The following is an 18780-nucleotide window of genomic DNA, read 5'->3' as shown; positions in this document are numbered from 1 at the left end:
TCACATACCGGAAAAATGAGTGGTAAAGAATATTCGAGGAGAGCTGCGGTTATCCGCAGTTTTTTTATTTAAACAAACATATCATGCAAAGACAGAGAGGTAAAGATTTTTCTGAAAAATGAATGCTTTACATCAAATAAGGCAAGATAACGAAAAGCGTTTTTTCATTTCCTTACAAGGCTTTACTTATTGTTTACATGATCAACAGCCGCATTTAACAAAATTTCCCTAACATGATAAACGGAATACATTAAAGGAGGCATGAGAAAATGAATTTGTTTCAAAATATGAAATCAAAATTTCTGCCAATCGCCGCTGTTTCTGTCCTTACAGCTGGAATCTTTGCCGGAGTTGAGCTGCAGCAAACAGAAAAGGCCAGCGCCAAAAAACAAGACAAAGCTGAGATCAGAAATGTCATTGTGATGATAGGCGACGGCATGGGGACGCCTTACATAAGAGCCTACCGTTCCATGAAAAATAACGGTGACACACCGAATAACCCGAAGTTAACAGAATTTGACCGGAACCTGACAGGCATGATGATGACGCATCCGGATGACCCTGACTATAATATTACAGATTCAGCAGCAGCCGGAACAGCATTAGCGACAGGCGTTAAGACATATAACAATGCAATCGGTGTCGATAAAAACGGGAAAAAAGTGAAATCAGTACTTGAAGAGGCCAAACAGCAAGGCAAGTCAACAGGGCTTGTCGCCACGTCTGAAATTAACCACGCCACTCCAGCCGCATATGGTGCCCACAATGAATCACGGAAAAACATGGACCAAATCGCCAACAGCTATATGGATGACAAAATAAAAGGCAAACATAAAATAGACGTGCTGCTCGGCGGCGGAAAATCTTATTTTAACCGCAAGGACAGAAACTTGACAAAGGAATTCAAACAAGCCGGCTACAGCTATGTAACAACGAAACAAGCATTGAAGAAAAATAAAGATCAGCAGGTGCTCGGGCTTTTCGCAGATGGAGGGCTTGCTAAGGCGCTCGACCGTGACAGCAAAACACCGTCTCTCAAAGAAATGACTGTTTCAGCAATTGATCGCCTGAACCAAAATAAAAAAGGATTTTTCTTGATGGTCGAAGGGAGCCAGATTGACTGGGCGGCCCATGACAATGATACAGTAGGAGCTATGAGCGAGGTTAAAGATTTTGAACAGGCCTATAAAGCCGCGATTGAATTTGCGAAAAAAGACAAACATACACTTGTGATTGCAACTGCTGACCATACAACCGGCGGCTTTACCATTGGCGCAAACGGGGAAAAGAATTGGCACGCAGAACCGATTCTCTCCGCTAAGAAAACACCTGAATTCATGGCCAAAAAAATCAGTGAAGGCAAGCCGGTTAAAGATGTGCTCGCCCGCTATGCCAATCTGAAATTCACATCTGAAGAAATCAAAAGCGTTGAAGCAGCTGCACAGGCTGACAAAAGCAAAGGGGCCTACAAAGCCATCATCAAGATTTTTAATACTCGCTCCAACAGCGGATGGACGAGTACCGATCATACCGGCGAAGAAGTACCGGTATACGCGTACGGCCCCGGAAAAGAAAAATTCCGCGGATTGATTAACAATACGGACCAGGCAAACTTCATATTTAAGATTTTAAAAACTGGAAAATAAAAAGGATGCAGAACGCTGCATCCTCTTTTTTATAAATATCTGCGGTGAACACCTTTTCCGTCGTAGGAAAACATGACTTCCTTATCCTCAAGCACAGACTCAATGTGCACGCTTCTTCCCCAAAGCTGGAATAAATAAGGGAGCACTTTCTCCAAATATTTCAAATCTAACTCTATTCCTTCATACCAATGCTTAATATAGAGCTCGTTATTTTTCATATAATCGCCGTCGTTTACTGTCAAATATGGAAAACCGCCATTTACCCGCATGCTTACGAGCTGGTCGCGCACCGACTTCCACTGTTTATCGATGATTTTATAATCTCGGCCCTGTTTTTGAAACAAATAAAGATCCTCGCGCATGACTAATTCTTTGGTTAAATAATTGCGGATGAAAGAGATATCGGATTCAATCTCCCTGACCTCAAACATTTTCTCCCGGCCGGAGTCAGGCTGCACGCCCATTTTCTTCATTTCCTCCGTCGGGTTGTTGTACCTCTCCTCAATGTCTTCAAATATTTTTAGCCCTAAATAATAAGGATTAATGCCTGTTTTGGACGGCTGAACGACACCTGCATTCAGCTTGGCGAACTCGATCGCTTCATCAGAGGTTAAATCAAGCTCACGTATAATTCGCTGGTGCCAATAGGAAGCCCAGCCCTCATTCATAATCTTGGTTTCCAGCTGAGGCCAGAAATAAAGCATTTCCTCTCTCATCATCGTTAATATATCACGCTGCCATGGCTCCAGCTCCCGGGAATGCTCCTCGATAAAAAGCAGGATATCTTTTTCAGGCCGCGGCGGGAATGGTTTTTTCGATTTTTTCACTTGTTTTTTCGGTTTCTTTTCATCCAAAGACCATAGATCATCGTAAGGCGTGGCTGCCTCTTCAATCTCCTCTTCCTCATCATCCACACTCCATTGGAGCTTTGGTCGGACCAACGACGGATCGATATGCTCCTGAATCGAAAGGATTGCATCTAAAAAAGATTCGACTTCTTTTATCCCGTGAACCTGTTCATAGTGTTTTATCCGTTCAGCTGTTGCCGCCATGCTTTCCACCATATCGCGCTTCGTGTTTTGGAAACGGCAGTTGTTTTTGAAGAAATCGCAATGAGCAAGAACGTGTGCGACAATCAATTTATTTTGGATCAGTGAGTTGCTGTCCAGCAAAAAAGCATAGCATGGATCTGAGTTAATGACCAGCTCATAGATCTTACTTAACCCTAGATCATAGTGCAGCTTCATCTTGTGAAACTGCTTGCCGAAGCTCCAGTGGCTGAATCTTGTCGGCATCCCGTACGCGCCAAATGTATAAATAATTTCAGCCGGGCAGATTTCATATCTCATCGGGTAGAAATCAAGGCCGAATCCTTTTGCAATTTCGGTAATTTCCTCAATTGCCCGCTGTAATCCCTTCTTCTCCTCCGCGTTCAACCGAATCCCCCCTACTTGGACTTATCTATAATGTATGAGCCCGCCAGACAAAAGATGATAGTCTCACTCGGGCAAGAAAAAATTCCCCCGGCACATTCATCTGTTTGCTTATTGGATAAGTGGGTAAACACACACCATACTACGAAAAAGGAGCGATACCAATTGAATGTAGCAGACGTGTTTTCTTCTTATCTCAGTAAGCTGCCAAACGTAATCATTGCTTTACTCGTCTTATTAATCGGCTGGGCTATTGCTAAAATCATTGAAAAAGCGGTATACAAAGGACTCAGCAAAACAAAAATCGACGACAAGCTCTTTGCTGGGAAAAAGCCTTCACGCTATTCCTCGGAAAAAGTCATAAGCAAGGTCGTTTATTTTATCGCACTGATCATCGTCTTTATTTTATTCTTTAACATTTTGCACCTGACAACAGTGGCATCGCCGTTTGTCAGTATGCTTTCGGCGATTGCAGCTGCGATCCCAAGCGTGCTGAAAGCCGGACTCATTCTGCTGTTAGGATGGGCTGCAGCCTCTATTTTGAGCTTCCTTGTCAAAAAAATCGGGATGAAGCTGAACACGAGTGACAAACTGCGCAAGTGGAATTTGGTGTCTGAAGGAAAAGATATTCACCAGGCTGTCAATACCGCTTCACAAATTGTCTTTTATCTCGTGCTGCTTGTTTTTCTGCCAGGGGTCTTATCTTCTTTGAAAATCAGCGGCATTTCAGGTCCTTTTACAAATATGATGGAAAGCGTGCTCGCTTTTCTGCCGAAATTATTTGCAGCGGCGCTTATCGTATTAATCGGCTGGCTTGTTGCCCGCCTTGTCCGTGATATCATTACGAATTTCCTTGCAAGCATCGGCACGGAAAGATTCGCGGCACGTATGGGTTTATCAATTTACTTAAAAGACACAAGCCTTTCAGCAGTCATCGGAACAATCGCTTATGTGCTCATTATGATTCCGGTGGTCATTTCAGCGCTTGATCAGCTGGATGTCGCCGGCATTTCAAAACCAGCTGTCTCTATGCTGAATACGATTTTAAACATGCTTCCGAACATCATAATTGCCATCGTGCTTGTTTTAGCGGGTATCTGGGCAGGAAAATGGGTGAAATCCATGGTGTCCGGACTGCTCCATCGCGCAGGCTTTGATTCTGTCTTAGGGAAAATGGGCATGGAAGCCGGAACGCCTGCAAAGCTGTCCTTGTCTCAAGTTGTCGGTATGATTGCGCAAATCATTGTCATTCTGCTCTTTACAGCTGAGGCGCTTCAAATTGTTCGGCTGCACTTCCTCGTAGAAATTGCCACTGGCATCATCGCGTATCTGCCGAATGTCCTTGTCGCCGTATTCATTCTCGGACTCGGCCTTTACGCAGGAGAATTGGTGAGAAAAGTGCTCTCAAGCATGATAAAAGGCCAGGAATTCAAGTCTTTAGCGCCTATTGCTAAATATACGATTATCGCACTTGCTTTCTTTATGGCCCTGGATCAGCTTGGTGTCGCTGCGACAATCGTCAATTCCGCGTTCATCATCGTACTTAGCGGCTTCGCACTCGCTTTCGGTTTATCCTTCGGCCTTGGCGGTAAGGATTTTGCATCACGTTATCTGTCTACATTTGAACGCAAAATGCAAAACACAGAAATCGAAAAAAACCGTAAAAACCAAAATCCGCCGAATGACATGTAAGCAAAAAACATGCACCCAGCTGGGTGCATGTTTTTTTAATTCCTTTTTTTTCATTTTTCAATCGATTATGATAAGATATAGAAAATGTCTTATTCTGAGGTCTTATTATGAAGTTAACCAATTATACAGATTATTCATTAAGAGTGTTGATTTTTCTGGCTGCAGAGCGTCCCGGAGAACTTTCAAATATAAAACAGATTGCCGAAACGTATTCTATTTCAAAAAATCATCTCATGAAAGTCATATACAGGCTCGGCCAGCTCGGCTACGTAGAAACGATACGCGGACGGGGCGGCGGCATACGATTAGGCATGGAACCTGAAGACATCAACATCGGTGAGGTTGTCAGAAAAACGGAGGACGATTTTAATATTGTTGAATGTTTTGATGCGAACAAGAATCTCTGCGTTATTTCCCCGGTTTGCGGCTTAAAACATGTGCTGAATGAAGCGCTTTTAGCCTACCTCGCAGTTTTAGACAAATACACACTGCGCGACCTCGTCAAAAACAAAGAAGATATCATGAAGCTTTTAAAAATGAAGGAATAGACTAAGATTCCTTCTTTTTTTATGCCCTTTTTCCCCCTTATTGTTAAGATAATTTGGCTATTTTTATAAAAAGGCAAAACGATGAGACAAATGTGCCGATATAAAAAAGAAACAGCAAATGCAAAATCATTGGGGGAAAAAGGAGAGCTAAGATGAAAAAGAAATTAGCAGCAGGGCTGACAGCATCTGCGATTGTCGGCACAACTTTAGTAGTGACACCAGCTGAAGCAGCAACGATTAAGGTCAAAAGCGGAGATTCTTTATGGAAACTGGCCCAAACCTATAACACAAGTGTGGCGGCCCTCACATCCGCCAATCATCTTTCGACTACTGTTCTGTCGATCGGCCAGACGCTTACTATTCCAGGCAGCAAATCCAGCACTTCTTCATCTACTTCAAGCTCAACAACCAAGAAGAGCGGAAGTTCTGTTTACACAGTGAAAAGCGGAGATTCACTTTGGCTGATCGCAAATGAGTTTAAAATGACCGTGCAAGAACTGAAAAAATTAAACGGACTAAGCAGCGATTTAATTCGTGCTGGGCAGAAATTAAAGGTGTCCGGTACTGTTTCTTCAAGCCCTAGTTCCAGTAAAAAAAGCAACTCTAATAAGAGTTCAAGCTCCAGTTCAAAAAGCAGTTCTAATAAGAGTTCAAGTTCTTCATCTTCTACGGGAACATATAAGGTGCAGCTTGGAGATTCACTTTGGAAAATTGCAAACAAAGTCAATATGTCCATCGCTGAATTGAAGGTCTTGAACAACTTAAAATCAGACACCATTTACGTGAATCAGGTGTTGAAAACAAAATCAAGCGGCTCTGATACGTCTTCTAAAGACACTTCATCCAAATCGAACCAAACTTCAGCAACAACTAAATATACCGTTAAAAGCGGTGATTCACTTTGGAAAATCGCAAACAACTATAACCTGACTGTACAGCATATCCGAAATATCAACAATCTGAAATCAGATGTGCTGTACGTTGGACAAGTATTGAAGCTGACAGGTAAAGCATCTTCAGGCTCTTCATCATCGTCGTCTTCTTCGTCAAATGCAAGCTCCGGCACGACGACTACATACACAGTGAAAAGCGGTGATTCCTTGTGGGTGATTGCTCAAAAATTTAAAGTAACAGCTCAGCAGATTCGTGAGAAAAACAATTTAAAAACGGATGTCTTGCAGGTTGGCCAAAAGCTGGTCATTTCCGGAAAAGCTTCATCATCGTCTTCATCCGGTTCTTCAAACAACACCAGCTCAACGAGTGCGAAGATTAACACAATGATTTCGGCCGCTAAAGCGCAGCTTGGGGTTCCGTATCGCTGGGGAGGCACGACACCGTCCGGGTTTGACTGCAGCGGATTCATTTACTATGTACTGAACAAAGTCACATCCGTATCTAGATTAACGGCAGCGGGATATTGGAACACAATGAAATCAGTTAGCCAGCCTGCTGTCGGAGATTTCGTTTTCTTTTCAACATATAAAGCCGGCCCTTCCCACGTCGGAATTTACCTAGGCAACGGGGAATTCATAAATGCCAACGATTCCGGAGTTGTCATTTCCAATATGAACAACTCTTACTGGAAACAGCGCTATCTCGGTGCAAAACGATATTTCTAAAAACAGAAACTGTGCGGCCTTAACGGCTGTACAGTTTTTTATTAGAGCCTAAAGACGTTGATGCTGATCATATGATTTGTCACCGGATGAAAATAGACTTCGGCCCGAACAGAAAAAGTGTCATCTTTCTGTCTGACTGTCACCCGAAAGACATCTTTAGTCTGCTGATCATTCACCTCTGTACGCCCCATATAAGCATAATCAGAAAATGAAGCGCCCTTATATTCATCCTGAATTTTGCTCCAGGCAAGCTGTTCCCACTTTTGAACGGACTCGTTTGTGTCCGTTGAATGACCTTTTGCAGCCATTGACACGATAATCAATCCGCAAAAAAGAAGCGCGATGGTATACGGCAGAGATTTCATTTTTTCAGTCTCCTGTACCCAGAATATGTTCCCTCATAGGTTTACCAAAAGCGATATCTTCATTCAGGCATTTTGATTTTATGTCTCCCTCATATTGCTACCCCTTTACTGCCGCAGACGCCAAGTTTTGCCCCGTCAATTACAGAGGATGCGGCATAAACTAATCATGAACTTCTCACCCAAGAAAGGAGAAGCGATTCATGGATTATGCCGATTACGATAAAGCGCTTTATTACACCCATCGTTCTCAATGGGATAATTTATTAATTTTAATGGTGCGTACAGAGGACGATTTGTTGTCAAAACGAATTGAGCATTTTCTGCATGCGTATCATTTTGAACAGGATTACGCCGTTTTAGAAAAGATGCTGTATTCCCTTCTCCGTTATATTGATCATGCCACAGAGCTGACTTATGAAGATCAAATAGCCCTTCTCACATAAACAAATCCCGGCGTTTAGACGCCGGGATTTCCTGCTTTTGCGAACATGCTGAGTTCTTCGACAAGCTCTTTTATGCTTTCCTTAATGTTTTCAGCCACTGTAGCATTTTCAACATCAATATGCACCGGATCAAGCACCAGCTGCTTCGGAATGACATTGGCGTAGACACCCCGCATCACAGTTCTCATATTGTTCAGCGCATTGATGCCGCCTTTTCCGCCTCCCGCTACTGCCAATAATGCAACGGGCTTATATTTGAATTGTTCGCTGCTTAGAAAATCCAAGGCATTTTTTAAAGCGCCGCTCATGCCGCTGTGATATTCAGGCGATAATAATACAATCGCATCCGCTTTCGTAACGCGTTGCTTAAGCTCCTGTACTTTCAACAGTTCAGATTGTTCCGCTTCACCGTTAAAAACGGGCAATACAAACTCGCTTAGATCAATCAAATCCGTGTGATACAGAGCTGCAATATAGGATGCTGCAATTCTTGTTCTGCCATGTTTTCTAGGCGTGCCATTTATGACTAACATGTTCATTTCGAGATCTCTCCATTCAGATTATATTTCACTGCGAAAAGCGCTGCTTGCGTGCGGTCGGCCACTTCAAGTTTTGCTAAAAGATTCGATACATGGGTTTTTACTGTTTTTTCTGAAATAAACAAGGCTGCTGCGATTTCTTTATTGCTTTTCCCGTTCGCTATTTCAGTCAGAACGTCTTTTTCCCTTCTAGTTAATTGATAGTATTTTTCTTTTTCCGGGTCGTGCTGATTTTTCATATGTGTCAGCACATGGGGCATAATAGCTGTAGAAAGCTTGTATTCGCCACCATGCACTTGTCTTAGTGTTTTCACCAATTCCTCGGGCTCCGTATCCTTTAATTGATACGCCTTCGCGCCTGCCTGAAGCGCGGGGATGACGTGCTCCTGATCAGAGTAGCTCGTCAGCACAATGATATTCGTCTCCGGAAATTGCTGTATTGCTTTTTTAATGGCTTGAATGCCGTCCATCTCGGGCATAGACAGATCCATTAGCACAAGATCCGGCTTTGTCTCTTCGATAACACGGAGAGCTTCTAATCCAGTTGCAGCTTCTCCGACGACTTCAATATCATCCTGGGTGGCAAAGAAAAAACGCAGACCCTTTCTGACAACATGATGATCATCAGCAATGACAATTTTCATACCGCCCCTCCTTTTCGGCTTTTTAGCGGAAGCCTGATGGACAGCTTTGTTCCAGTTCCAAGCGCTGACTCAATCCAAAACTTAGCGCCGGCTTTTTCCGCTCGTTCTTTCATACCTTTTATGCCAAGTGAAGGCAGACCGGCATGCGCTTCATAGCGAAATCCCGCCCCATGATCGATGATATCCAGCTCCGCATGGCACAAAGAAGCAGTCAGACTAACATACGCCGTATCCGTTCCGGCATGCTTTTTGCAGTTATTTAAAGCTTCCTGTACGACACGCCATAGCATATGCTCCTGCTCATCAGTCAGAACAGGACAGCCTTTTTGTGTAAAAATGATCTTCAATCCAATGAGCGCACCATAGCTTTTAATGGCTTCAGCCAGCCCTTTTTCCAATCCTCCGGGGCGAAGCTGCCAAATTAACGCTTTCATTTCTGCGAGCGCGTCCTGTGATAGGTTTTGGATGAAATCAATCATCTGCTGTAAATTCTCATCTTTTGTTAGTGTCTTCGCAGCTTTGGCAGTTAAACTGACGGAAAACAGCATTTGATTGACTGAATCGTGAAGCTCCTGAGCGAGGCGGTTACGCTCCATTAAAAGAGCATTTTTTTGTTGATATTCAGAAAGCCTCATACGCTGGATTGCCGTTCCGATCTGAAAGGCGACAGACTCGAGTAAATGCAGCTCTTCCTCATCAAACATGGTTTTTCCGGCCGCCGCTACATTTAACAATCCGAATCTTCTGTCCCCGTCTTCTAAAGGCACAGTTGCATGATGCGTAATCCCTTCTGTGTCAAAACAATGCAGGTTTTCTGCTGATTCGATGCGTTTGCAGTTCATGATATTTGCAGCCTTTCTAAGCCCTCCGTTATTGAATTTCGTCAGACAGTAACACTCCCCTTCGCACATCAGCACTTTTTCCTTGCGGCTTAAAGCCGGGGGCAGATAAGCGTCGGCCGCTAACGTATAAGACCCATCTTCTTCGATCAGAAAAATCCATCCGGATTGAAGGTTTGTCAGACTCAGCAACTCTTTTAAAACCTCATCCAGTGTTGCTTTGATATCGTGCCCTTGATTTAAGGTTTCCGCAATCGTTTTCAGCGTTTTTAATTTTTCCATCCTCGTTTTGCTCACGTTTCTCACTCCGGCATTGATCTTGTATTTAAGATTATACCAGTTTTTTGTATTTCATTACTTCACTTGTAGGATGATTTTCTTTCAGACTTTTGGATGAGAAAGAGAAAAAGCCGGATCATTTACAATGACCCAGCTCATACTTGAATTATTTTGCTGTTGACTCAACAATTTCATCCACCGTCTTCATTACACCTTCAGAAAGGGAGGCAAGACGCTGTTCACTGTCTTCCAAAGATGACCCTTTTACGGCGAAATAAAATTTCACCTTCGGCTCAGTTCCTGAAGGACGAAGACAGAACCAAGACCCGTCTTCCAGGAAGTATTTCAATACATTTGATTTTGGCAAGTCGATGGCTTCTTCTTTGCTTTCAGTCAGAAGCGTCCGTTTGCTTACAGCGTAATCTTCTGCTGTGACAACCTGTTTGCCCGCCATTTTCTGCGGCGGATTTTGTCTGAAGGAAGCAAGAATCGCTTCAATTTGCTCTGCTCCTTGTTTGCCTTTCAGCGTCAGGGATTTCAGCCCTTCACGATAAAAACCATACTCGTTAAAGAGATTGATGAGCGCCTCATACAAAGACATTCCCTGTTTTTTATAGAACGCGCAAACTTCAACTGCCAAAAGCGCAGCCTGAATGGCGTCCTTATCGCGGGCAAAATCCCCGATTAAATAACCGTAGCTCTCTTCATAACCGAATTGGAAGGTATACTGGCCTGATGCCTCGTATTCCTTAATCTTTTCACCGATAAACTTAAAGCCTGTCAGCGTATCAATCGTATCAAGGCCGAATGAAGAAGCTACAGCACGGCCGATTTCGCTTGTGACGATCGTTTTGAGAACAACACCGTTATCAGGCAGGATGCCTTGTTTTTTCTTTTCAGAAAGCAGGTAATGAAGCAGCAGCGCTCCGGTTTGGTTTCCTGTCAGCACTGTATATTTGCCTTGATCGTTTTTCACCGCGATGCCGAGGCGGTCAGCATCAGGATCTGTCGCGATGAGAATATCTGCATTCTGCTCCTCCCCAAGCTTAATGGCATATTCGAATGCCGCATGCTCTTCCGGGTTTGGCGATGTAACAGTGGAGAAGTTTGAATCCGGCAGTTCCTGTTCTTTGACAACCGTTACATTTTTGTAGCCGAGTGCTTCAAGTCCGCGTCTGACCGGTTTATTTGCAGTTCCATGCAGCGGTGTGAAAACAACCTTTACATCTACTTCTTCCGATAATTCAGGATGTACAGAAATGGACGTCAGTTTTTCTGTATAAACTTTATCAATATCTTCACCGATGATTTTGATTAAGCCTTTTTCTTTTAACTTATTTTCTTCGTCCACTGTGATCGTCAGCTCATTTTCAATCGCGTTTACCTGCTCAATGACGATGTCCGCTTCCTTTGGAGGCAGCTGGCCGCCATCATCCCCGTATACTTTGTAGCCGTTATATTCAGGCGGGTTATGGCTTGCCGTTACTACAATTCCCCCATAAGCGTTCAGCTGTCTGACAGCGAATGACAGCTCTGGCGTCGGGCGAAGCTCATCAAACACGTATGTTTGGATGCCTTGTGTCGCAAGTGTTTTTGCCGCTTCCATCGCGAACTCCGGAGATTTATGGCGGGAATCATAAGCAATGACAACGCCCCGTTTTTTCGCTTCCTCACCTTGCTTCGAGATGTATGCCGCAAACCCGGCCGATGCTTTGCGCACAGTGTAAATATTCATCCGATTTGTCCCGGCGCCGATTTCCCCGCGCATTCCGCCGGTACCGAATTCAAGGTCTTTATAGAAACAGTCCTCAAGGGCCTGTTCATTCCCCTCTAATTCAATAAGGCGCTCTTTTAATTCCGGGTCTAAATGTTCTGTCTGTTTCCAGCGTTCATAGCTCTTTCTCCAAGTCATATTCGTCCTCCTATGTATCAGCTTATGCCATTATTTTATATGAAGCGGGTGCCTCTGTCACTTGATAACCTGAGATCTGGCCCTTTCGGCACGTAAAAAGAAATAACGGGCTGCAGACAGCCCGTTATGATTTATTGCTCAAGCGGTACGACCGCATCGTGTAAAAGCTTGTTGAGGTTTTCTGTATGTTTGTTTTTCGCCTGCTCATCCCATTGGAATCGCTCGCTCATAAAATCAATAACGGCATCTTTATATGTTCTTACCCAATTGATATCGAAAAATAAACGTCCCGTTCTGCGGACAAAGAAGTCAGCAGGGGTTGCAGTCATCTCTTCTTCTATACTGTATTCTGCCTCAGCAAGAATATGAACCGGAATGTTGCGTTTCGCGGCCTCATCTTTCAGCGCTTCTACCCGGTCAAAGACGCGATCTACGTTAGAGCCGTATCTGATCGCAAGCTGTTTTGCGTCTTTTTCTGATAAACCGGCTGCAATTCCTTCTTTTGTTTTTGCGGTAACGAAGGACATGAGATTTTTCGAACCGCCGACGTGCCCGCCAGAGATTGGCATGTTTTTCGTTTTACATGGTCCAAAATCCTTTTCGCCTTCTTCTTTTAAGCGATCACGGACAAGATCAACGATGTGCTCCGCCATTTTTCTGTATCCAGTCAATTTTCCGCCGGCAATGGTGATCAGGCCTGAGTCAGATGTCCAAATCTCGTCTTTCCGTGAAATTTCAGAAGGATCTTTGCCTTCTTCATGAATCAGCGGACGCAGCCCCGCCCAGCTGGATTCGATGTCATTCGCAGTGATATTCAGTTCCGGGAACATGTAATTGATTGAATTGATGACATAATCACGATCCTCCGTTGTCATCCGCGGATGCTCCAGCGCCTCTTTGTAAACAGTGTCTGTTGTTCCCACGTATGTTTTGCCTTCACGAGGAATCGCAAATACCATCCGTCCATCAGGTGTATCGAAATATACAGCCTGTTTCAGCGGAAAGACAGACTGGTCAAATACAAGGTGAATGCCTTTTGTATGCTGCAAATGCTTCCCGTTTTTCGAATGGTCTTTTTCTCTGAGCTGATCGACCCAAGGGCCTGTAGCATTGACAATTTTTTTCGCATACACTTTATATTCTTTCTTTGTCAGCACATCTTCAATTAATACGCCGACGGCTTTGCCTTTTTCGTAAAGAAGCTCCTTCACTTTGGAGTAATTCACAGGCTCTGCCCCGAATTTCACCGCTTCCTTCATGACTTCGATGGTCAGTCTCGCATCGTCAGTGCGGTATTCCACATAGTACCCGCCGCCTTTTAAGCCGTCTTTTTTCACCAAAGGCTCTTTTTGCAGCGTTTCTTTTGCTGAAAGCATGCTTCTTCGTTCTGACTTTTTCACACCTGCAAGGAAGTCATAAACTCTTAACCCGATAGATGTTGTAAATGAACCGAATGTGCCGCCTTTATGAAACGGAAGCAGCATCCATTCCGGTGTAGTGACATGCGGGCCGTTTTCATACACAATCGCCCGCTCTTTTCCTACCTCAGCGACCATTTTCACTTCAAATTGTTTTAAATAGCGCAAGCCGCCATGTACCAGCTTCGTTGATCGGCTTGATGTTCCCGCCGCAAAGTCCTGCATTTCGCTTAGTGCGACCTTCATTCCCCTTGATGCCGCGTCAAGAGCTGTTCCGGCTCCTGTAATTCCTCCTCCGATAATAAATAGGTCATATGTTTTTTTCGTCATGTCTGTCAGCATGCGATCTCTTTCAAGACTTGAAAATTGATGTTTCATCATTACGTTTCCTCCTTGTTGTCACGGTAAATAGAAAAAGAGACCACAACAGCCAAAGTGCATGCTTACACTTTGGTGCTGTGGTCTCTCCTCATCTCAGGACCGTTCTTATTAACTTGTAACCATTATACCATAGTATTACTTTATTTGAAAGCCATAGCTGCTTTCACGGCTTTTTGCCAGCCTTTATACAGCTCATTTCGTTTTTCTTCTTCTAATTCAGGCTCAAACCGTTTATCCAGATTCCACTGGTTCGCGATTTCAGAACGGTCCTTCCAGAATCCCACAGCGATACCCGCCAAATAAGCCGCGCCAAGTGCAGTCGTTTCATTAATTTCCGGGCGCTCCACAGGAACATTCAACAGGTCTCCTTGGAACTGCATTAGGAAATTGTTTTTTACAGCTCCTCCGTCTACACGAAGCGTCTTTAATGAAATGTTTGAATCTGCTTCCATTGCGTCAAGCACATCTTTTGTCTGATAAGCCAATGACTCCAGTGTCGCACGGATAAAGTGCTCTTTTGTTGTCCCTCTTGTCAGGCCGAAAACCGAACCGCGCACATCGCTGTCCCAGTAAGGCGTGCCCAGTCCGACAAAGGCCGGAACGACATATACGCCGTCAGTTGAATCCACTTTCTCTGCATAAGATTCGCTAAGCGAAGAGTCCTGAAACATTCTCAATCCGTCTCTAAGCCACTGGATGGCAGAGCCAGCGACAAAAATGCTTCCTTCTAACGCATAGTTCACTTTTCCGTCAATGCCCCAAGCAATTGTTGTCAAAAGCCCATGTTCGGACTTAATTGCTTTTTCCCCGGTATTCATCAGCATGAAACATCCTGTGCCGTATGTGTTTTTCCCCATGCCTTCTTCAAAGCATGCCTGACCGAACAGCGCGGACTGCTGGTCGCCTGCCGCTCCAGCAATCGGGATATTTTTTCCGAAGAAGTGATAATCAACAGTCTCCGCATACACATGGGAAGACGGCTTCACTTCAGGGAGCATGGATTTCGGTACGCCTAGAATGTCGAGCAGTTCATCGTCCCATTTTAAATCGTAAATATTAAACATCAGTGTTCTTGAGGCATTGGAGTAATCGGTCACATGCGCTTTTCCGCCTGACATTTTCCAAATGAGCCACGTATCAATCGTTCCAAACAGCAGCTCGCCTTTTTCCGCTTTTTCTCTTGCGCCTTCCACATTGTCTAAAATCCACTTCACCTTCGTGCCGGAGAAGTATGGATCGATTAAAAGCCCAGTTTTTTCTCTGAATTTATCATTATATCCTTTTTCACGAAGTTCCTCACAAATGCCGGACGTCTGTCTGGACTGCCAAACGATTGCATTATAGACAGGACTTCCTGTATCTTTATCCCACACAACCGTCGTCTCGCGCTGGTTCGTGATGCCGATGCCGGCAATTTGAGAAGCGCTGATTCCTGATTCAGAGATGACTGAGGCGATAACCGCGAGGACAGAGCCCCAAATTTCATTGGCATTATGCTCAACCCAGCCAGGATGCGGGAAGTATTGTGTAAATTCCTTTTGAGCAGAGTGAACGATTTTGCCTTCTTTATTAAACAGAATCGCTCTTGAACTTGTCGTCCCCTGATCTAAGGATAAAATGTACGTTTCCATAAGATGTCTCCCCTTTGATTAAATATATTTTGAATTTGATAATGTTTTAGCAGAATGTGATTTCGTATAAACATAGAGTCCTAACAATACCACAACCAATATAACGCTTACAATCCAGAAGCTGCTTGTGATGTGCCCTTTAAATGCAGCGTTGTAAAATACGCCGCCGAATGATCCGCCTAAAATCGGGCCGACTACCGGAACCCATGCGTATTTCCAGTTTGATGAGCCCTTCCCCGGAATCGGAAGAAAAGCGTGGGCTATCCGCGGACCTAAGTCACGTGCAGGATTGATAGCATAGCCGGTGGTGCCTCCCAGAGAAATACCGATTGCTACAATGAGGAAACCGACGATTAAAGGATTAAGTCCTTCTGTAAATTGATTTGCCCCAATGGCCAAGATTCCAAGCACAAGGACAAATGTCCCAATCACTTCGCTTAAAACGTTTGCAAATGTATGCGGAATGCTGGGCCCTGTTGAGAAAACACCCAGCTTGGCAGCGGGATCATCCGTTGACTTCCAGTGCGGGAGGTAATGCAGATAAATAATCACCGCACCGATGATCGCTCCGATCATTTGCGCCGCAATATAAACCGGAACCTCTTTCCAAGGAAAATCTCCTACAAATGCAAGCGCTATCGTTAGCGCCGGATTCAAATGGGCACCGCTGATGCCGCCAACCGCGTATGCCGCCATCGCAACACCCAATCCCCATCCAAATACAACAACAATCCAGCCAGACTGGAATGAAAGCGATTTCTTTAAATTGACACCTGCACAAACACCTGCACCAAAAATGATAAGCAGCATCGTACCGATGACTTCTCCCCAAAATGCTGTCATAGCACATTCCTCCTAAAGTCACGATTAAAAAGCATGATAGAGAAGAAGAGAATAAAAAAACCACAACAAACCGCTTTACGGGTGCATAAACATTTGCCGTAAAGAGCTGCTGTGGTCTCCGAGTTCTCCATCACAATGTATTAACCTAGTGCAATTGTATCAGTGCATGAAAGCGGTGTCAATCACTTTCCGTCAAAAAGTTTTCATATTTTTTCCACAATTTGGTATTAGATGTTGTGACAGCTACAGCCCCCGCTTTCAATGCCTGCTCTACATCCTCTTCCGTACGGATGAACCCCCCGGCAAAGATGGGAATCCCTGTTTTCTCTTTTATTTCCTGAATGAGTGTCGGAACGATGCCGGGAAGCACTTCGATGAAGTCAGGCTTATGCTTGCCGATAAACTCCATGCTTTTCTCCATCGCGCTTGTATCAAGCAAAAACAGGCGCTGAATGGCATAAATTTTCTTCTGCTTCGCTTTGGCAATCACGTTCGATCTTGTGGAAATAATCCCAGCGGGCTTGATATCCTGACATATAAATTCCGCACCGTATTCGTCATGCTTAATCCCTTGAATGAGATCGACGTGCACCATCATGTTCTTTCCGTGCTTTTGCGCTTCTTTGATCACGCCCTTCAGCTGGCCGAGATGAATATCAAGAATAACACCGTAAGAGAACGAACTGTTCAAAAACTCATCAAATTGCTTCATATTGCGAATAGCCGGTAAGATCGGCTGGTTGTGAAAACTCATCATGTGCTCCTTTAATAAATCACTTTTATATTATATCGTTTGAAAGCTTTCTTTCACCGTTTTCACGATAAAGGAAAGGTCCTCTTCTGTCAGGCAAAATGGCGGCGCAAGCTGGATGACGTTGTTGTAGCCGGCGACTGTATCGCCGTTTTTGCCGATGATCAGCCCTTTTTCTTTGCACGCCGCAACCACTTGGTTTACTTTGGCGGCATCAGCCGGCTCTTTAGTCAATTTATCTTTGACGAGTTCGATTCCGATCAGCAACCCTTTTCCTCTAACATCCCCGACTGCCGGGTGTTCTCTCAGAGCTTGGAGCTCACCTAAAAGCTTTGCTCCAAGATCGCGGGATCGCTGAATCAGCTGTTCGTCCTCCATAATTTGCAGGTTTTTTAACGCCAAGGCACAGGCAGCCGGGCTTCCGCCGAACGTGTTCACGTGGCGGAAACGGTCATAAGTAGCTTCCCCCTGATACGCTTCGAAAATGTCCCGTTTAACAGCAGTCGCTGACAATGGCAGATACGCGCTTGTGATTCCTTTTGCCATCGTAATGATATCAGGCTTCACACCGTAGTGCATAAACCCGAACGGCTCGCCTGTTCGTCCAAACCCGCAGATCACTTCATCGCAAATCAAAAGGGCTCCGTGGCGCCGGCAAATGTCCTCCACCTTTTTCATATATCCGTCCGGCGGCATTAGGATGCCCCCGCCTGTAATGATGGGCTCCATAATGACCCCGGCAATCGTTTCGCTTAATTCCCATGTCATAATGCGGTCGATTTCATTTGCGCTTTCAAGCGTGTCTGCATCATCAGGATTCCGGTATATATCTGGCGGAGCTGCATGCAGGAACCCTTGGCTCAAAGGCTCGTATTTATATTTGCGCTGCGCCTGTCCGGTAGCTGAGAGCGCTCCCAATGTATTGCCGTGGTATGCCCGATATCTTGAAATGAATTTATAACGGCTGTGGTCGCCGTTTTGCAGATGGTACTGGCGGGCAATTTTAAAAGCAGTTTCGTTTGCTTCCGATCCGCTGTTGGAAAAAAAGATAACATAATCGCCGCCAAGCCATTCATTCAGCTTTTCCGCCAGTTGAATTGCGGGTGCGTGACTTTGCGTTAACGGGTAGTAAGGCAGCTCCTTTAGTTGCTCATAGGCAGCCTCCGCAAGCTCCTTTCTGCCGTAACCAATGTTGACGCACCACAAACCGGACATCGCATCCAAATAGCGGCGTCCGTCTATGTCGGTTACCCAGGCCCCCTCGGCCTTCTGGGCGATCAGGCTGTCCGCTTGATGCGCTCCCTTCATGGCATGCCACACAAATTGCTCATCTTTTTGCTTTAATCCCTGATTTTGCTGAATGTTTTCCATCCCCATCATCTCCATTTCATTAGCGTTCCCTATAATGCCAATTCAATTGAAACAGACTTTCTCTGTATGTGATGTCTTGGTGATGATTTCCCTGCCTTCAATATAAAGCCAGACCGGGTCAGAGTCAATAAACCGCGTAAATAATAAAACATCCCCTTTCTCAAGAAGAAAGATGATGCAGCTTCCAAAGCAAAACAGGCAAAGTGACAATGCTCAGCATCGTACTGATAAAGGTCGCACTCGAAACAACTTGGACAGCCATTGCAATAGCAATGTGAAGCCTAGCCGTTTTCTGTATGATATAGGAAATGGCGAAAATACAGAAACTCCATAAGGCACCTCCACTATACAATTTACTTTTTTTTTAAAGAAAGCACCTAAACAATTCCGCTTTTGTTAAAAAAAACCGCCAATTCAGGCGGGTTT

16 protein-coding genes and 1 pseudogene are annotated in these 18780 nt (G+C 44.6%); 5 read left to right on the top strand and 12 right to left on the bottom strand.

Features of this window, described 5'->3' with window-relative positions:
• The first annotated feature begins 269 nt into the window (after positions 1-269).
• Positions 270-1646, top strand: coding sequence for an alkaline phosphatase PhoA (gene phoA, locus ACFVP7_RS05200; protein ID WP_338732969.1), 1377 nt, complete (start codon positions 270-272; stop codon positions 1644-1646).
• A 29-nt stretch (positions 1647-1675) separates the two neighbouring features.
• On the opposite strand, the gene spoVR is transcribed toward phoA, so the two are convergent.
• Positions 1676-3082: a stage V sporulation protein SpoVR gene (spoVR, locus tag ACFVP7_RS05195; RefSeq protein WP_014479295.1), complete on the bottom strand. Its 1407-nt coding sequence runs from the start codon at positions 3080-3082 to the stop codon at positions 1676-1678.
• Positions 3083-3112: 30 nt separating this feature from the next.
• Here spoVR and ACFVP7_RS05190 point away from each other — a divergent pair, with 30 nt between their 5' ends.
• The 3 genes from ACFVP7_RS05190 (at position 3113) to lytF (ending at position 6938) form a co-directional block, all read left to right on the top strand.
• Positions 3113-4771 carry a mechanosensitive ion channel gene (locus ACFVP7_RS05190; protein ID WP_338732965.1) on the top strand — a complete coding sequence of 553 codons (1659 nt, stop codon included), beginning with the start codon at positions 3113-3115 and terminating at the stop codon, positions 4769-4771.
• Between the two features lie 107 nt (positions 4772-4878).
• A complete protein-coding gene (gene nsrR, locus ACFVP7_RS05185; RefSeq protein WP_014479293.1) occupies positions 4879-5319 on the top strand; it encodes a nitric oxide-sensing transcriptional repressor NsrR in 441 nt (146 codons plus the stop codon).
• 152 nt (positions 5320-5471) lie between these two features.
• Complete coding sequence (gene lytF, locus ACFVP7_RS05180) at positions 5472-6938, top strand: peptidoglycan endopeptidase LytF (RefSeq protein ID WP_338732963.1); 1467 nt, start codon at positions 5472-5474, stop codon at positions 6936-6938.
• A 41-nt stretch (positions 6939-6979) separates the two neighbouring features.
• Here lytF and ACFVP7_RS05175 read toward each other — a convergent pair whose 3' ends face one another.
• On the bottom strand, positions 6980-7303 hold the full coding sequence (locus ACFVP7_RS05175) for a YqzG/YhdC family protein (protein ID WP_014476269.1): 324 nt from the start codon (positions 7301-7303) through the stop codon (positions 6980-6982).
• A gap of 200 nt (positions 7304-7503) precedes the next feature.
• Between ACFVP7_RS05175 and ACFVP7_RS05170 the strand changes: the two genes are divergently transcribed.
• Positions 7504-7746 carry a YhdB family protein gene (locus ACFVP7_RS05170; RefSeq protein WP_003233373.1) on the top strand — a complete coding sequence of 81 codons (243 nt, stop codon included), beginning with the start codon at positions 7504-7506 and terminating at the stop codon, positions 7744-7746.
• Positions 7747-7760: 14 nt separating this feature from the next.
• On the opposite strand, the gene yhdA is transcribed toward ACFVP7_RS05170, so the two are convergent.
• From yhdA to ACFVP7_RS05120, 10 genes and pseudogenes are all read right to left on the bottom strand, one after another.
• Complete coding sequence (gene yhdA, locus ACFVP7_RS05165) at positions 7761-8285, bottom strand: FMN-dependent NADPH-azoreductase (RefSeq protein WP_003244703.1); 525 nt, start codon at positions 8283-8285, stop codon at positions 7761-7763.
• Positions 8282-8929: a two-component system response regulator YhcZ gene (gene yhcZ / locus ACFVP7_RS05160; protein WP_046380879.1), complete on the bottom strand. Its 648-nt coding sequence runs from the start codon at positions 8927-8929 to the stop codon at positions 8282-8284. Before yhcZ ends, yhdA begins: the two co-directional genes overlap by 4 nt.
• Positions 8926-10065: a two-component system sensor histidine kinase YhcY gene (gene yhcY, locus ACFVP7_RS05155; protein WP_003245750.1), complete on the bottom strand. Its 1140-nt coding sequence runs from the start codon at positions 10063-10065 to the stop codon at positions 8926-8928. Before yhcY ends, yhcZ begins: the two co-directional genes overlap by 4 nt.
• Positions 10066-10213: 148 nt before the next feature.
• The gene (gene pgcA, locus ACFVP7_RS05150; protein WP_338732957.1) at positions 10214-11959 is read right to left on the bottom strand and encodes a phosphoglucomutase; all 1746 of its coding nucleotides are present in this window, start codon (positions 11957-11959) and stop codon (positions 10214-10216) included.
• 131 nt (positions 11960-12090) lie between these two features.
• Positions 12091-13758 carry a glycerol-3-phosphate dehydrogenase gene (glpD, locus tag ACFVP7_RS05145; protein WP_015715569.1) on the bottom strand — a complete coding sequence of 556 codons (1668 nt, stop codon included), beginning with the start codon at positions 13756-13758 and terminating at the stop codon, positions 12091-12093.
• 140 nt (positions 13759-13898) lie between these two features.
• Positions 13899-15389, bottom strand: coding sequence for a glycerol kinase GlpK (gene glpK, locus ACFVP7_RS05140; protein WP_003233384.1), 1491 nt, complete (start codon positions 15387-15389; stop codon positions 13899-13901).
• Positions 15390-15407: 18 nt separating this feature from the next.
• Positions 15408-16232, bottom strand: coding sequence for a glycerol uptake facilitator protein GlpF (gene glpF, locus ACFVP7_RS05135; protein ID WP_003233386.1), 825 nt, complete (start codon positions 16230-16232; stop codon positions 15408-15410).
• Positions 16233-16410: 178 nt separating this feature from the next.
• Positions 16411-16989, bottom strand: a complete 579-nt coding sequence (gene glpP, locus ACFVP7_RS05130) for a glycerol uptake operon antiterminator GlpP (RefSeq protein WP_077670554.1) — start codon at positions 16987-16989, stop codon at positions 16411-16413.
• Positions 16990-17016: 27 nt separating this feature from the next.
• Positions 17017-18369: an aspartate aminotransferase family protein gene (locus tag ACFVP7_RS05125; RefSeq protein ID WP_077670553.1), complete on the bottom strand. Its 1353-nt coding sequence runs from the start codon at positions 18367-18369 to the stop codon at positions 17017-17019.
• A 145-nt stretch (positions 18370-18514) separates the two neighbouring features.
• Positions 18515-18616: pseudogene (locus ACFVP7_RS05120) on the bottom strand (hypothetical protein); the annotation flags it as partial.
• Positions 18617-18780 lie beyond the last annotated feature (164 nt).

This window comes from Bacillus sp. SG20033 (assembly GCF_044570195.1).
GTDB lineage: Bacteria > Bacillota > Bacilli > Bacillales > Bacillaceae > Bacillus > Bacillus subtilis.
The sequence above is the reverse complement of the archived record's forward strand: the minus strand, read 5'-3'. Positions and strand labels throughout refer to the sequence as shown.

Bases quoted from the DNA above. Each gene is read 5' to 3' on its own strand.
- phoA (WP_338732969.1), top strand. From the start codon at position 270: ATGAATTTGTTTCAAAATATGAAATCAAAATTTCTGCCAATCGCCGCT.
- ACFVP7_RS05190 (WP_338732965.1), top strand. From the start codon at position 3,113: ATGTATGAGCCCGCCAGACAAAAGATGATAGTCTCACTCGGGCAAGAA.
- nsrR (WP_014479293.1), top strand. From the start codon at position 4,879: ATGAAGTTAACCAATTATACAGATTATTCATTAAGAGTGTTGATTTTT.
- lytF (WP_338732963.1), top strand. From the start codon at position 5,472: ATGAAAAAGAAATTAGCAGCAGGGCTGACAGCATCTGCGATTGTCGGC.
- ACFVP7_RS05175 (WP_014476269.1), bottom strand. From the start codon at position 7,303: ATGAAATCTCTGCCGTATACCATCGCGCTTCTTTTTTGCGGATTGATT.
- ACFVP7_RS05170 (WP_003233373.1), top strand. From the start codon at position 7,504: ATGGATTATGCCGATTACGATAAAGCGCTTTATTACACCCATCGTTCT.
- yhdA (WP_003244703.1), bottom strand. From the start codon at position 8,285: ATGAACATGTTAGTCATAAATGGCACGCCTAGAAAACATGGCAGAACA.
- yhcZ (WP_046380879.1), bottom strand. From the start codon at position 8,929: ATGAAAATTGTCATTGCTGATGATCATCATGTTGTCAGAAAGGGTCTG.
- pgcA (WP_338732957.1), bottom strand. From the start codon at position 11,959: ATGACTTGGAGAAAGAGCTATGAACGCTGGAAACAGACAGAACATTTA.
- glpD (WP_015715569.1), bottom strand. From the start codon at position 13,758: ATGATGAAACATCAATTTTCAAGTCTTGAAAGAGATCGCATGCTGACA.
- glpK (WP_003233384.1), bottom strand. From the start codon at position 15,389: ATGGAAACGTACATTTTATCCTTAGATCAGGGGACGACAAGTTCAAGA.
- glpF (WP_003233386.1), bottom strand. From the start codon at position 16,232: ATGACAGCATTTTGGGGAGAAGTCATCGGTACGATGCTGCTTATCATT.
- glpP (WP_077670554.1), bottom strand. From the start codon at position 16,989: ATGATGAGTTTTCACAACCAGCCGATCTTACCGGCTATTCGCAATATG.
- ACFVP7_RS05125 (WP_077670553.1), bottom strand. From the start codon at position 18,369: ATGGAGATGATGGGGATGGAAAACATTCAGCAAAATCAGGGATTAAAG.